The 12,923-nt window shown below is 59.4% G+C and carries 9 protein-coding genes and 2 pseudogenes; all 11 read left to right on the forward strand.

The features are described 5' to 3' along the window. Nucleotides 1-69: 69 nt before the first annotated feature. Nucleotides 70-408, forward strand: a pseudogene (locus ACM0PK_RS02555) (tyrosine-type recombinase/integrase); the annotation flags it as partial. A gap of 116 nt (nt 409-524) precedes the next feature. Continuing rightward, a complete protein-coding gene (locus ACM0PK_RS02560; protein WP_065868136.1) occupies nt 525-1,130 on the forward strand; it encodes a restriction endonuclease subunit S in 606 nt (201 codons plus the stop codon). A gap of 22 nt (nt 1,131-1,152) precedes the next feature. Further along, the gene (locus ACM0PK_RS02565; RefSeq protein ID WP_049440247.1) at nt 1,153-2,679 is read left to right on the forward strand and encodes a type I restriction-modification system subunit M; all 1,527 of its coding nucleotides are present in this window, start codon (nt 1,153-1,155) and stop codon (nt 2,677-2,679) included. Next, complete coding sequence (locus tag ACM0PK_RS02570; RefSeq protein WP_065428098.1) at nt 2,672-3,829, forward strand: virulence RhuM family protein; 1,158 nt, start codon at nt 2,672-2,674, stop codon at nt 3,827-3,829. The genes ACM0PK_RS02565 and ACM0PK_RS02570 overlap by 8 nt, the downstream gene beginning before the upstream one ends. Further along, complete coding sequence (locus tag ACM0PK_RS02575; protein ID WP_049440243.1) at nt 3,819-5,054, forward strand: restriction endonuclease subunit S; 1,236 nt, start codon at nt 3,819-3,821, stop codon at nt 5,052-5,054. Before ACM0PK_RS02570 ends, ACM0PK_RS02575 begins: the two co-directional genes overlap by 11 nt. Beyond that, nucleotides 5,051-8,362: a type I restriction endonuclease subunit R gene (locus ACM0PK_RS02580; protein ID WP_414607962.1), complete on the forward strand. Its 3,312-nt coding sequence runs from the start codon at nt 5,051-5,053 to the stop codon at nt 8,360-8,362. Before ACM0PK_RS02575 ends, ACM0PK_RS02580 begins: the two co-directional genes overlap by 4 nt. Nucleotides 8,363-8,364: 2 nt before the next feature. Continuing rightward, nucleotides 8,365-9,114, forward strand: a complete 750-nt coding sequence (locus tag ACM0PK_RS02585; RefSeq protein WP_242884161.1) for a M48 family metallopeptidase — start codon at nt 8,365-8,367, stop codon at nt 9,112-9,114. 322 nt (nt 9,115-9,436) lie between these two features. Further along, nucleotides 9,437-10,393, forward strand: coding sequence for a DUF932 domain-containing protein (locus ACM0PK_RS02590; RefSeq protein ID WP_242884160.1), 957 nt, complete (start codon nt 9,437-9,439; stop codon nt 10,391-10,393). Continuing rightward, nucleotides 10,393-10,902, forward strand: coding sequence for a JAB domain-containing protein (locus ACM0PK_RS02595; protein WP_053092053.1), 510 nt, complete (start codon nt 10,393-10,395; stop codon nt 10,900-10,902). The genes ACM0PK_RS02590 and ACM0PK_RS02595 overlap by 1 nt, the downstream gene beginning before the upstream one ends. 122 nt (nt 10,903-11,024) lie before the next feature. Then, nucleotides 11,025-12,014, forward strand: a complete 990-nt coding sequence (locus tag ACM0PK_RS02600; RefSeq protein ID WP_049440237.1) for a YqaJ viral recombinase family nuclease — start codon at nt 11,025-11,027, stop codon at nt 12,012-12,014. Continuing rightward, a pseudogene (locus ACM0PK_RS02605) lies at nt 12,008-12,893 on the forward strand (recombination directionality factor). Before ACM0PK_RS02600 ends, ACM0PK_RS02605 begins: the two are co-directional and overlap by 7 nt. The last annotated feature ends 30 nt before the right edge of the window (nt 12,894-12,923 follow it).

Here is a 12,923-nt window from a genome sequence, read left to right on the forward strand (position 1 = left end):
GCTGGACCATTCTGGACATCGTGGCGCCTGCAAGTGGCGCGCATCGGCTTTGCTGGTCGGGCTGCAGGCAGGGGCTGCTATGTGTTCCCGTCGATACGGAGTGGCCGTGATCCGATGAGCGAGAACACGGTGAACGCCGCGCTTCGGCGCCTTGGCTATGGCACGGACGATATGACCGGTCATGGCTTCCGAAGTATGGCTTCCACCCTGCTGCATGAGATGGGCTGGACCTCTGATGCCATCGAGCGGCAGTTGGCACACTCCGAGAGGAATCCCATCAAAGCGGCATACAACCGTGCAGAGCACTTGCCAGAGCGTCGGAAGATGATGCAGGCATGGGCTGATTACCTGGACCGCTTGCGTGAAAAACAGCCCAGAGCTACCCAGCTCTGCGCTAAGCGCGCCTGACCCCCTCCTGCCGCTACTCACTTGAGTAGCGGCAGGAGGGGGTGGGGGCGATCGCATCAATCGAGTTGATGCAAAAAAGCTTGCATTGGCGTTGATGTCGTGCGAGAGTTTGCATCATGAACATTGATGCAGAAAATTTCATGGTTGGAGAGTTGGTCTCCATTCAAGCGGGCTACCCCTTTCGCGGCTCCATTGAGGAGTCGGCCGATGGTGAAGTTCTGGCGGTGCAGATGAGGGATGTTGACCTTGACCATGGGGTCAAATGGTCTGACGTCACGCGCACCACGCTTGCAGGCCGCAAACCACCTGACTGGCTCAAGGCTGGGGACATACTGTTCGTCGCTAAAGGTGCTCGGTTCTATGCCGTATGCATTGATGAGCCGCCGAGCCCTGCTGTGTGCAGCCCTCACTTCTTTCTGCTCCGAGTGGCCTCCCAAGGTCTATTGCTGCCTGCTTTCCTGGCGTGGCAAATAAACCAACCGCCATTTCAGCGTCAGCTTCAGCAAGCCGCTGAAGGCAGCAGCCAGTTGAGTATCCGCCGCCCCGTACTGGAATCGCTCACGCTGTGCGTGCCCTCGCTGGCGGACCAGCAACGCATCGTTGCCCTGGCTGACCTTGCCCGTCAGGAGCGCCACACGCTCAATCAACTCATTCAAAACCGCGAGCAGCAACTTCAAGCGCTCGCAGAGAGTCTTGCGCATGCTGCGCAGGCCGGTCACTGAACAACGCAGGAGCTCAAACATCATGAACAGTACAAACACCAAAATCGTCTCTGTAAGCCAGGACGAGATCAACGCCGCCGTCTGGGCCGCCTGCGACACCTTCCGCGGCACCGTGGACCCGAGCATCTACAAGGACTTCGTCCTGACCATGCTGTTCCTCAAGTACGTGTCGGATGTCTGGCAGGACCACTACGACGCCTACAAGAAGCAGTACGGTGATCATCCTGAGCTGATTAAGGAAATGCTCAAAAACGAGCGTTTCGTGCTGCCCGCCAGTGCCAGCTTCTATGCCTTGCACGCCCTACGGCACAGCCCCGGCAACGGCGAGCGCATCGACAAGGCGCTGCACGCCATCGAAGAGGCCAACATCACCAAGCTGCGCGATGTGTTCCAGGACATCAGCTTCAACTCAAACAAGCTGGGCGACGAGCAGCAGAAGAACGACATCCTGCGCCACCTGCTGGAAGACTTCGCCAAGCCCGAGCTGGACTTGCGCCCCAGCCGTGTCGGCCAGCTCGATGTGATCGGCAATGCCTACGAATTCCTCATCAAGAACTTTGCCTCCACCAGCGGCAAAAAGGCGGGCGAGTTCTACACCCCGCCCGAAGTCTCCGCTCTCATGGCTCGCCTGATGGCGCCGCAAGAGGGAGACGAAATCTGTGACCCCACCTGCGGTTCCGGGTCGCTGTTGATGAAGTGCGGCCGCCTGATTCGTGAGAACACCGGCTCTCGCAAGTACGCGCTCTATGGGCAGGAAGCCATCGGCAGCACCTGGGCGCTGGCCAAGATGAACATGTTCCTGCATGGCGAGGACAACCACCGCATCGAATGGGGTGACACCATCCGCAACCCCAAGCTGCTGGATGGAGACGCTGCCCTCAAACACTTCGACATCGTGGTGGCCAACCCGCCGTTCAGCCTTGAAAAGTGGGGGCATGAGGGTGCCGATGCCGACAAGTTCAGCCGCTTCCGGCGGGGCGTGCCGCCACGTACCAAGGGTGATTACGCCTTCATCCTGCACATGATCGAGACCATGAAGCCAGGCACCGGCCGGATGGCGGTGGTTGTTCCGCATGGCGTGCTGTTCCGTGGCGCTGCCGAGGGGCGCATTCGCCAGAAGTTGATCGAAGAGAACCTGCTCGACGTGGTGATTGGCCTGCCCGAAAAACTGTTCTACGGCACCGGCATCCCCGCCGCGGTGCTGGTGTTCCGCAAGAACAAGGCCGACGACAAGGTGTTGTTCATCGACGCTAGCCGTGACTTCGAGGCCGGCAAGAACCAGAACCTGCTGCGCGAAGCTGACCTGCAGCGCATCCTGGATACCGTCGCCACACGGCAAAGCGTGGACAAGTACGCCTACCTCGCCACGCCTGCCGAGATTGCCGAGAACGACTTCAACCTCAACATCCCGCGCTATGTGGACACCTTTGAGGAAGAAGCCGAAATCGACCTGGTGGCCGTGCGCAAGGAGCGCGAGCAGCTCAAGGCCGAGCTGGCCAGCCTGGAAGCTCAGATGGCCGTCTACCTGAAGGAGCTGGGCTATGAGTAAAGCGTCAAAATCCAGCAAGCCGACCAAGGCGATGGCTGCATCGGTGGAGTTGCAGGCATCAGCCAGCGCCGAAAGCCAGGGCGAATTCGTTCTCTACACCACTGACGACGGCCTCACCCGTGTTGAAATGCGGGCCGATGGCGGCTCGCTTTGGCTCAGCCAGGCAGAAATTGCCACGCTGTTCCAGACCACGCCACAGAACGTCACCCAGCATGTGAAAGCCATTTACGCCGAGGGGGAGGCAGACCCCGAGGCAACTTGTAAGTCCAGCTTACAAGTTCGCCAGGAGGGTGGCCGGCTCGTCCGCCGCAATGTGCGCTTCTATAGCCTGGAGGTCATCTTGGCCGTGGGCTACCGGGCGCGCTCGGCACGCGGCACTCAGTTCCGCCAATGGGCCACGGCCAACTTGAGCGAATACCTCCTCAAGGGCTTCGTGCTCGACGACGTGCGCCTGAAGAACCCGCCTGTGGGTGAGTCGGTGCTGCCCGACCGCTTCGGCGAGTTGCTGGAGCGCATCCGTGACATCCGCGCCAGCGAGCGCCGCATGTACCTGAGGGTGCGCGAAATCTTTGCCCTGGCGGCTGATTACGCACCCACGCTGCCCGAGACCACCGCCTTTTTCCGCGTTATCCAGAACAAGCTGCACTACGCCGTATCGGGCCAGACCGCCGCCGAGATCATCCGCACCCGCGCCGATCACACCCAGCCCAACATGGGCCTGACCACCACCCGCAAGGGCCAGGTGCAGAAAGCTGACGTGGGCGTGGCCAAGAACTACCTGACCGAGCAGGAGATCACCGAGCTGAACCGCATCGTCACCATGTGGCTGGACTTTGCCGAAGACCAGGCCACACGCCGCAAGGAAGTCTTCCTGAAGGACTGGACCGAGAAGCTCGACGCCTTCCTCAGCTTCAACGACCGCCAGGTGCTGGTGGGTGCGGGCAAGGCGTCGCATAAGCAGGCCGTGGCGCACGCGCAGAGCGAGTATGAGCAGTTCGCGGCGCAGCGGAGGGCTGCGTTGGAGGCAGCAGGCGAGGGCTATGCGGCGCGCATGCTGGCCTCGGTCTCGAAGGACGACAGCGCCATGGAAGCATTGGATCAAGTGGCAAAGCGACTGACCAAGAAGAAAGGAGGGGGAGATGCTGCCTAAGGGATGGAAGTCGGTCTTGATTGACCAGGTGGCAAAGCGAGGCAGTGGTCACACCCCGAACAAAAATCATCCTGATTACTGGAATGGCGGAATCAAGTGGATTTCGTTGGCTGATTCTGGTCGCCTAGATAAAGGGGTGGTCACTGAAACAGATAAAGAGATTTCTCTTGCAGGAGTGAAAAACTCATCCGCGGTTGTTCATCCGTCGGGGACGGTAGTTTTGTCGCGTGATGCGGGTGTTGGGAAGAGTGGCGTGACTGCGGAAGACATGGCCGTCAGTCAGCACTTCATCGCTTGGGATTGCTCAAAATCTACCGCATTACACAACTGGTATCTCTATTATTGGCTGCAGCTACAGAAGCCGCAGTTCGAGCGTGTCGCTGTGGGATCGACCATCAAGACGATTGGCCTTCCTTACTTTAAGAAGTTGAAAATCACGTTGCCCCCGTGCCGTGAGCAGCGTCGAATCGCCCAAGTCCTCATCACCTGGGATCAAGCCATTTCCACTGCGGAGCGGCTGCTGGCGAACAGCCAGCGGTGCACCCGTGACCTGATGGTGTCGATGTTGTCAGGCCGCCGCCGTTTTCCTGGGTTCACGGGTAAGTGGCGTTACGTAGATTTCGATGCCGTCTTTGAAAGGGTTACGCGCAAAAACTGCACGCAGAACACCAATGTGTTGACGATCTCGGCGGAGCATGGGCTCATCAGTCAACGCGACTACTTCAACAAGTCCGTCGCCAGTGCCAACCTCAGTGGCTACACGCTGCTGTATCGGTATGACTTCGCTTACAACAAGAGCTATTCGACAGGCTACCCGATGGGGGCCATCAAGCCACTTCTGGACTATGACGCGGGTGTTGTGTCGAGCCTGTACCTCTGCTTCAAATTGCGCGACGACGTGGACGCCGACTTCGACTTCTTCCGTCATTACTTTGAAGCGGGCCTGCTGAATCAGGAGATTGAAGGCGTCGCACAAGAAGGTGCGCGAAACCACGGCCTGCTGAACGTGAGCGTGACAGACTTCTTCAAACTGCAGCTCCACATTCCCACCGCGCCAGAGCAGCGGCGCATTGCCGAGGTCATCAATGTCGCCAGGGCTGAGGAGGCGCGGCTGCAGGCTCAAGTGCAGGCCTTGCGACAAGAAAAATCCGCCCTGATGTCCCAGCTCCTGACTGGCAAACGCCGCGTCAAGCTGCCCGAAGCCGAAACCGAGGCGCAGGCATGAACACCACGCCCAACTCCCGAGAGCAGTACAGCGCCCACCTGCCCGCGCTGCACCTGCTGTGCAACCTGGGCTGGAACTTTCTGACCACGGCGCAGGCGCTGACTCTGCGCGGCAGCACGCGCGAGGTGCTGTTCAAGCCCCGGCTGATCGAGGTGCTGCAAACCCGGCGCTACGAATACAAGGGCCAGTGGTATCCGCTGTCACCCAGCGGCATCGACCAGATCGTGCGGGAGTTGTCGGCACTCAGCCTGGCCGAAGGGCTGATGCCCGCCAACGAGCGGCTGTACGGCAAGCTGGCGTTGGGCATCACGGTGACGGAGTTCATGCCCGATGGCAAAAAGCACCAGCCGACCATAGCGGTCATCGATTGGACTGACGCCACGGCCAACCTTTGGGATGTGACCGAAGAGCTGGAGGTGCTGGCCGCGCAGGGCACGCACCACCGAACGCCCGATGTGGTGGCGTATGTGAACGGCATCCCGCTGGTGGTGATCGAGGCCAAGCGGCCGGAGTCGGGCGGCGGCAGCCACCCCGCCAAGGCGATGGTGACGGAGGGCATCAGCCAACACGTGCGCAACCAGCGGCCTGATGAGATTCCCAACCTGTTTGCCTATGCACAGCTGCTGCTGTCCATCAGCCAGACCGAGGGGCGCTACGGCACCACCCACACGGCGGCCAAATTCTGGGCCAAGTGGCGGGAAGAGGAGTTTGACGAGGCCCACATGCAGGCGCTCAAGAACAAGGCCCTCAAGCCGGATGTGCGTGCGGAGCTGTTCGACGGCAAACCTGCCGCGCTGGCGGCGTACTTCGACACGCTGTGGAGCGCCGCCATGCAGGCTACCGAGCAGGACCGCTTGCTGGTGAGCTTGTTGACCCCGGCACGGCTGCTCGAATTCCTGCGCGGTTATGTGCTGTTCGACCGCAAGGTGGGCAAGATCGTGGCTCGCTACCAGCAGTTCTTCGGCATCCGTGCGCTGCTGGCGCGCATCAGCCAGATAAAGCCCGAATCACAAGGTGGTGGCCGCGAGGGCGGCGTGGTGTGGCACACCACAGGCTCGGGCAAGAGCTTCACCATGGTGTTCCTGACCAAGGCGCTGCTGTTGGTGGATGCCTTGAAGGAATGCCGTGTGGTGGTGGTGACCGACCGCATTGACCTGGAAACGCAGCTCGCCCGCAACTTCATGACCGGTGGCGCCTTTGGCTCCAGCATCGCCACGCAGAAGGAGGGCGAAAGGAGCCGTACTCTGTCTGGTCGTGACCTGGCCCAGCGCATCGGCAAAGGCACCGAGCGCATCACCTTCACGCTGGTGCACAAGTTCAACATGGCATCCAAGCTGCCGGAGTGCCGCAACGACTCGGCCGACATGATTGTGCTGGTGGACGAAGGCCACCGCAGCCACGGCGGCGAAACGCATGAGCGCATGAAGAAGGCACTGCCCAAGGCCGCCTACATCGCCTTCACCGGCACCCCGTTGCTCAAGGACGAGAAGACGGCCAACAAATTCGGCCCCATCGTGCATGCCTACACCATGCAGCGCGCGGTGGAAGACGAAACCGTGGCCCCGCTGCTATATGAAGAGCGTGTGCCCGAGTTGGACATCAACGAAGAGGCGGTGAACCGTTGGTTCGAGAAGATCACCAGCAACCTCAGCGATGCCCAGCGCACCGACCTGAAAAAGAAGTTCGCCAAGAAGGGGGCCATCTACGGTGCAGCCAACCGCATTGAGTTGATTGCCTGGGACATCGCCACCCACTTCAACGAGAACATCAAAAAGCTGGGTCTTGGCCTGAAGGGACAGGTTGCCACCGACAGCAAGCTCGACGCCATTCGTTACAAGAAGGCGCTGGACGACACCGGCTTGGTGACCAGTGCGGTGGTTATCTCCGCCCCGGACACGCGTGAAGGCAATTCCGATGTGGACGAGGACACGCTGCCCGAGGTGCAAAAGTGGTGGAAGCAAGCCATGGCCACCTGCGGCAACGATGCCGAGACCTATGAGAAGCAGGTGGTCAGTGACTTTGGTGCGGACGGTGCTCCTGACTTGCTGATCGTTGTAGACAAGCTGCTGACGGGCTTTGATGAGCCCCGCAACACGGTGCTGTACATCGACAAGCCCCTGAAAGGACACAACCTGATTCAGGCCGTGGCCCGCGTCAACCGCCTGCATGACGCCAAGCGTTACGGCGTATTGGTGGACTATCGAGGGATCTTGAAGGAACTCGACACTGCCATCCGCTCCTACCAGGACTTGGAAGCTCGCACCCAAGGCGGCTTTGACATCAGCGACCTGGAGGGCCTGTACCGACAGTTCAACACGGAGTACAAGCGCCTGCCTGCTTTGCACGATGCGCTGTGGTCGTTCTTCAAGTCGGTAACCAACAAGCTCGACAGCGAGCAGTACCGGCAGGTACTGGCACCGAAATTTGTGAAGGGTAGCGATGGCGAGGAGTATGACGAGCGGCAGAAGCTGCGAGACGACTTCTATGTGGCACTGACAGCATTTGGCCTGTGCTTGCAGACAGCGCTTTCATCCCGCAGCTTCTTCGAGGACAAGAGCTTTTCTGAAGCGCAGATCGCCCGGTACAAGGCTGATCTCCGCTTCTTCACCGAGCTACGCCAGACCGCTCGTCGTGATGCGATGGAGACGGTGGATTACAGCGTCTTTGAAGAGCAAATCCGAAAGCTGGTGGACAAACAGGTCATCGGAACGGAAGTGCGAGACCCTGATGGCGTCTATCTGGTGCACCAATTGGGGCAGGCGGAAGACCCGAAGGACTGGTCGGAAGAGAAAACGCGCAACGAGACGGACATGATCCGTACCCGGCTGCGTAAAACCATCGAGCAGGAGCTGGCGGCCGACCCCTATGCACAGAAAGTGTTTGGCGAGCTGCTGCGTCAGGCCATCGCTGAAGCGGAGGCCATGTTCGACCATCCTTTGAAGCAGTACGCCCTGTTCAAGTCCTTTGAAGAAAAGCTGGACGCCCGTTCCGCCCCGGATCTGCCGGATGCTTTGGCAGACAAGCCAAATGCCAAGGCCTACTTTGGCGCAATGCGTCTCGTGCTGGGGGACGAGACCTTTGCAGGGTTGAATGGGGATTTGAAGGACAAGCTGGTGCAAAAAGCGATTGCCATGGACACCGTGGTGCGCGACGCAGTGGCAGAGAACTCACTCAACCCGCAGAACATTGAGGCTGCCATTCGCAAGGGTCTGTTGCCCCTGTTGTTTGGCCCGCTGGGCTTGGACAACGCCAAGTTGGTGGTCGAGCAAGTGATCCAGATCACGCGTATCGGTTTGATGAGGTCTTGAGCATGCCGATGTGTGAACAACTATCCCAGCACCGCATCGCTTATGGCGATGAAGTCATTGCGTTTCATCTGCGCCGTCAGCCATCACGGTCAGTGACGCGTGTCGCCATTCATGTGGAGCCGGACGCACGCGTGCTGGTGGATGCCTCCGATACGGCACCATTGGCAGAGGTTTTGGCTGCGGTGAAAAAACGTGCGTGTTGGATCAGTCAGCATGTCAGTGCTGCCAAGGTGCGAATGGCCCATGTGCTGCCTAGAGAGTACGTGAGTGGTGAATCATTGCACTACCTGGGCCGGCGTTATCGCCTGAAGGTTGTTATCGACGCAGGCTCAAAGGCCCAAGCTAGGATGCGGGGTGCTTTCATCGTCGTGACGACACCAGAGCAAGCACCAGCCACGATCAAAAAAGCATTGGATGTCTGGTATCGCCAGCGAGCGCGGGAGGTGTTTGCTGACCGGCTTGCGGTAGTTTCAGCTCCCCTCCGGTGGATCAAGCAGCTTCCATCAACACGTCTGCAGTTCATGACTGTGCAATGGGGAAGTTGCTCACCCTTGGGCCGCATCACACTGAACCCGTTGCTGGTGAAGGCCCCACGTGAGTGCATCGACTACGTGCTGCTTCACGAGTTGTGTCACCTTCTTCACCACAATCACAGTCCAAAGTTCTATCGGACACTTGATCGACACATGCCTAACTGGAGAGCTGTCAAGGAGAAGCTCGACAATATGGCTGAGGAAGTATTTCGAATCTAGTGTGATGGTAGCTGGGGTTTCAGTTATTCAAAATAATTTCAAACACATATTACCCAGTTGATGCCGGTGGTTACTGGCTTCGCGTGTCGATGCTCCGCAATGAAGCATCTTCCTTGGGTATGGCTGTATGAAAGAAAGATCCGATTGTCTGTACTGTGTTTTGGTTGTCGCAGCCTCCATCATCGCTGCGGTTGCTCGGTGTGCTCTGTCTTCGGGCAGTGAAGACATCGAACCCTTTAATTGATACTGCATTGGCATACGCACAAGGCCCGGCATCGTCCGGGCCTTGTGCGTTTGTGCCATAAGAAGCGAGGAAAATACGATGCATCTGGTTGAAGCGATGGCTTATGCGGGTGCTAAGCCGTGGCATGGTCTGGGCAATAAGCTTGAACAGCACCAGCCCATTGAGGTCTGGAAGCGTCAGGCAGGCATGGATTGGCAGATCGAGGACTCCGAGGTCCGCTTCATTACGGGTAGCAATGCCATCGGTGCCATCCATTCCTTCCCGGAGCAGAAGGTGCTCTATCGCTCCGATACCAGGGAGCCGCTGGCAGTTGTGTCCAAGCGGTTCAAGGTGGTCCAACCGGGCGAGATCCTGGAGTTCTACCGTAATCTGACGCAGCACAGTGGCTTTGAGCTGGAGACGGCGGGTGTGCTCAAGGGCGGCAAGAAGTTCTGGGCCATGGCACGGACAGGCCAGAGCACGTCGCTCAAGGGGCGTGACAGGGTGGACGGCTATCTTTTGTTGGCCACCGCCTGTGACGGTACGTTGGCCACGACGGCGCAGTTCACCTCGGTGCGCGTGGTGTGCAACAACACCCTGCAGATCGCTCTGGGAGACAGCAGCGGAGCCATCAAGGTCCCGCATCGTAGTCAGTTCGATCCGGATGCTGTGAAGCGCCAGTTGGGGATCACCGTCTCGACCTGGGACAACTTCGTGTCTCGCATGAAAGCCCTCTGTGACCGTCCAGTTGACCCCGATACGGTCGATGGTCTGTTGCGACGGGTGCTTACCTACCAAGGCCAGGGCACCACCGCTGAAGTCGTCAACGAACAGGCGCTGGCCAGTGTCCGTGCCCTGTTTGAGGGCGGCGGTCGTGGCGCGTTGTTGCCTTCCAGCCGTGCAACGGCCTGGGGCGTACTCAACAGCGTCACGGAGTACGTTGACCACCACCGACGAGCTCGTAGCGATGATCACCGCCGTGATGCGGCGTGGTTCGGTGCTGGAGCTCAGCTCAAGCAGCGCGCGTGGGATGAAGTGATGAAGTTGGTGGCCTGATGGAAGCGCAGGCCTATCACATGACCACATTAGGGGCCGGATCCAATGAGGAGGAGAGCAGGATCCGGGTACGTGAGGACAGGACGATTGCGAGGGCGCTGCAGATCCTGCAGAAACGGGCATCGTTGCCAGGGGAGGTGCTGGGAGGAGCAACCCAGGGTGCATTGTTCTTCCGGCTACGTCTGGGAGGCGAAGACCGCGAGCATTTCGAGGTTGCCTTTCTCAACACGCAGTTCCAGCTCATCGCAGTTGAGCGGCTTTTCTCAGGGACGATTGATGCAGCCGAGGTCCATCCTCGGATCGTGGTTCAGAGGGCACTTGCCCACAATGCATCGGCGGTACTCATGGCTCACAACCATCCAAGCGGTAGCCTGCAGCCCTCTGCGTCAGATCGGGCAGTCACGGCGCGGCTGAAGGCTGCCTTGGACACCGTGGACGTGAGGTTGTTGGACCATTTCGTTGTCACCAGCCATGAGGTGGTTTCGATGGCCTCTCAAGGCATGGTCTGACAGACCTGCAGCGAGCAGTGCTGTCGGTTTGCCCATCCATCTTGCCCACATCGATAGCTTGAAATGAAAGACCTGACCAAGGCCGCCCATCAAGGCGGCCTTTTCTATTCCGGAGATTGCCAATGAGCAAGCACACCGCGTTGCGTTTGGTTGATACGCGTTCACTGGATCGCCAGCAGTGGCTGGAGGTCCGCAATGGCGGCATCGGTAGTTCGGATGCCGCCACCGCCGTCGGGTTGAACCCCTACAAGAGCCAGCTGGAGCTGTGGCAGGAGAAGACGGGGCGCAAGCCGATGGAAGAGATCCCCCCTGGACAAGACGATCCCCGCTACTGGGGAACCCTGCTCGAACCCATGGTGGCCACGGCTTACCAGGAGCGCACGGGCAACCGGGTACGCCGGGTCAATGCCGTTCTGCAGCACCCGACCTTCCCGCACATGCTGGCCAATCTCGATCGTGAGGTGGTCGGTTCGCCAGAGGTCCAGATTCTCGAGTGTAAGACGGCAGGGGAATTCGGCTCCCGGCTCTGGAAGGACGGGGTGCCTGAGTACGTACAACTGCAGGTACAGCACCAGTTGGCAGTGACGGGGAAGCAGGCAGCAGATGTGGCGGTGCTGTTGTGCGGTCAGGCTCTGCAGATCCACCGCATTGAACGAGACGAAGAGGTCATCAGTCGCTTGGTGGTACTGGAAGCCCGGTTCTGGGATCACGTTATCAACGACATCGAGCCACCAGCTGATGGTTCGGAGTCGGCGGCCAGAGCGCTTCGGAGCCTGTATCCGGGCAAAGACACGGTTGTCGACTTCAGCCAGGACGAGGTGCTGGTCGAGACGTTCTCTAACCTGGTGTCTCTCAACGAGGCAGTAGCAGAGCAAGAACAGCAGGCAGAGCTGCTGAAACAAACGCTGCAGCAAGCCATGGGCGATGCATCCGTTGCCAGGTTTGGCTCGTTGGGAGAGGTGATCTACCGCCGTAGCAAGGATGGCACGTCACTGGATACCAAGCGGCTCGCAGCCGAGCACCCGGAGATCGCCGCGGCCTACACGGTAGTCCGTCCGGGGTCGCGGCGATTCCGAATCAACACCACGATCAAAGAGGTCACATCATGCTGAAGGGACTGGCCATAACGCCGCCCGTGATTGGGCGTATTTCAATCGGCCGGGTAGTAGAGCGCAATGGCAAGCGGCTGCCAGAAAAGGACGATCAGTTCACCCTCACTAGCCAGGTACAGAACCGTGAGGGCTGGGTGCTGCACCCGCTGGATGAAGAGCTGCGTAAGGCATCGGAGGGTAACAAGCTGCGATCCATCCCGGTGCGCCTGCTCTTCGACGATCCAACCCTGAACCTCCGGGCTGACTACTCGCTGTTCAATCGCGAGAACGGAAGACCGCTGTGTGTAGGCAATGGAGACACCTGCCGGCGAGCTGGCCCTGAAGGCATGGAGACGTTGCCTTGTCCTGGTCCGGATGCGTGCCAGTTTGCCAGTGGGGGCTGCAAAGCCTATGCCCGCTTGAATGTGGTCATTGGGGACGGGGAAGGTGATGCGATGGGCAGCTTTGTCCTGCGTACCACCTCCTACAACACCATCCGGACACTCGCAGCGCGACTGCACTACCTCAGTGCGGTGTCAGGTGGTCGGCTGTCCTGCCTGCCCTTGGAGCTGAAGCTACGAGGTAAGTCCACCACGATGAGTTACCGATCAGCGATCTACTACGTCGATCTGGTGGTTCGGAGTGGTCTGACACTGGAGCAGGCTGTCGCAGAGGCGGTGGACCGACACGCCGCAAGAGCTGCGGCGGAGATCGACCAAGCTGCACTGGATGAGGCAGCGAGACAGGGCTTCGCTAACGGGGCCTTCGAGGACCTGGACGAAGACGTGAGCTGTGGTCGAGGAGTTCTATCCGACAGGGCATGGCGAGGTTGCACAGGCTCCAGCGAAGGGAAGTCTCAAGGACAGACTGGAAGCGCAAGCGTCACGGTTAGCGTCGTAGGTGAGCAGTACCTGTTCGGACTTGTATCAG

Origin of the sequence: Stenotrophomonas sp. FR010, from assembly GCF_047520755.2 — a bacterium.
In the GTDB taxonomy this organism is placed as follows: Bacteria; Pseudomonadota; Gammaproteobacteria; order Xanthomonadales; family Xanthomonadaceae; genus Stenotrophomonas; species Stenotrophomonas sepilia.

Bases quoted from the DNA above. Each gene is read 5' to 3' on its own strand.
- ACM0PK_RS02595 (WP_053092053.1), top strand. From the start codon at position 10,393: ATGGAAGCGCAGGCCTATCACATGACCACATTAGGGGCCGGATCCAAT.
- ACM0PK_RS02565 (WP_049440247.1), top strand. From the start codon at position 1,153: ATGAACAGTACAAACACCAAAATCGTCTCTGTAAGCCAGGACGAGATC.
- ACM0PK_RS02590 (WP_242884160.1), top strand. From the start codon at position 9,437: ATGCATCTGGTTGAAGCGATGGCTTATGCGGGTGCTAAGCCGTGGCAT.
- ACM0PK_RS02600 (WP_049440237.1), top strand. From the start codon at position 11,025: ATGAGCAAGCACACCGCGTTGCGTTTGGTTGATACGCGTTCACTGGAT.
- ACM0PK_RS02580 (WP_414607962.1), top strand. From the start codon at position 5,051: ATGAACACCACGCCCAACTCCCGAGAGCAGTACAGCGCCCACCTGCCC.
- ACM0PK_RS02560 (WP_065868136.1), top strand. From the start codon at position 525: ATGAACATTGATGCAGAAAATTTCATGGTTGGAGAGTTGGTCTCCATT.
- ACM0PK_RS02570 (WP_065428098.1), top strand. From the start codon at position 2,672: ATGAGTAAAGCGTCAAAATCCAGCAAGCCGACCAAGGCGATGGCTGCA.
- ACM0PK_RS02585 (WP_242884161.1), top strand. From the start codon at position 8,365: ATGCCGATGTGTGAACAACTATCCCAGCACCGCATCGCTTATGGCGAT.
- ACM0PK_RS02575 (WP_049440243.1), top strand. From the start codon at position 3,819: ATGCTGCCTAAGGGATGGAAGTCGGTCTTGATTGACCAGGTGGCAAAG.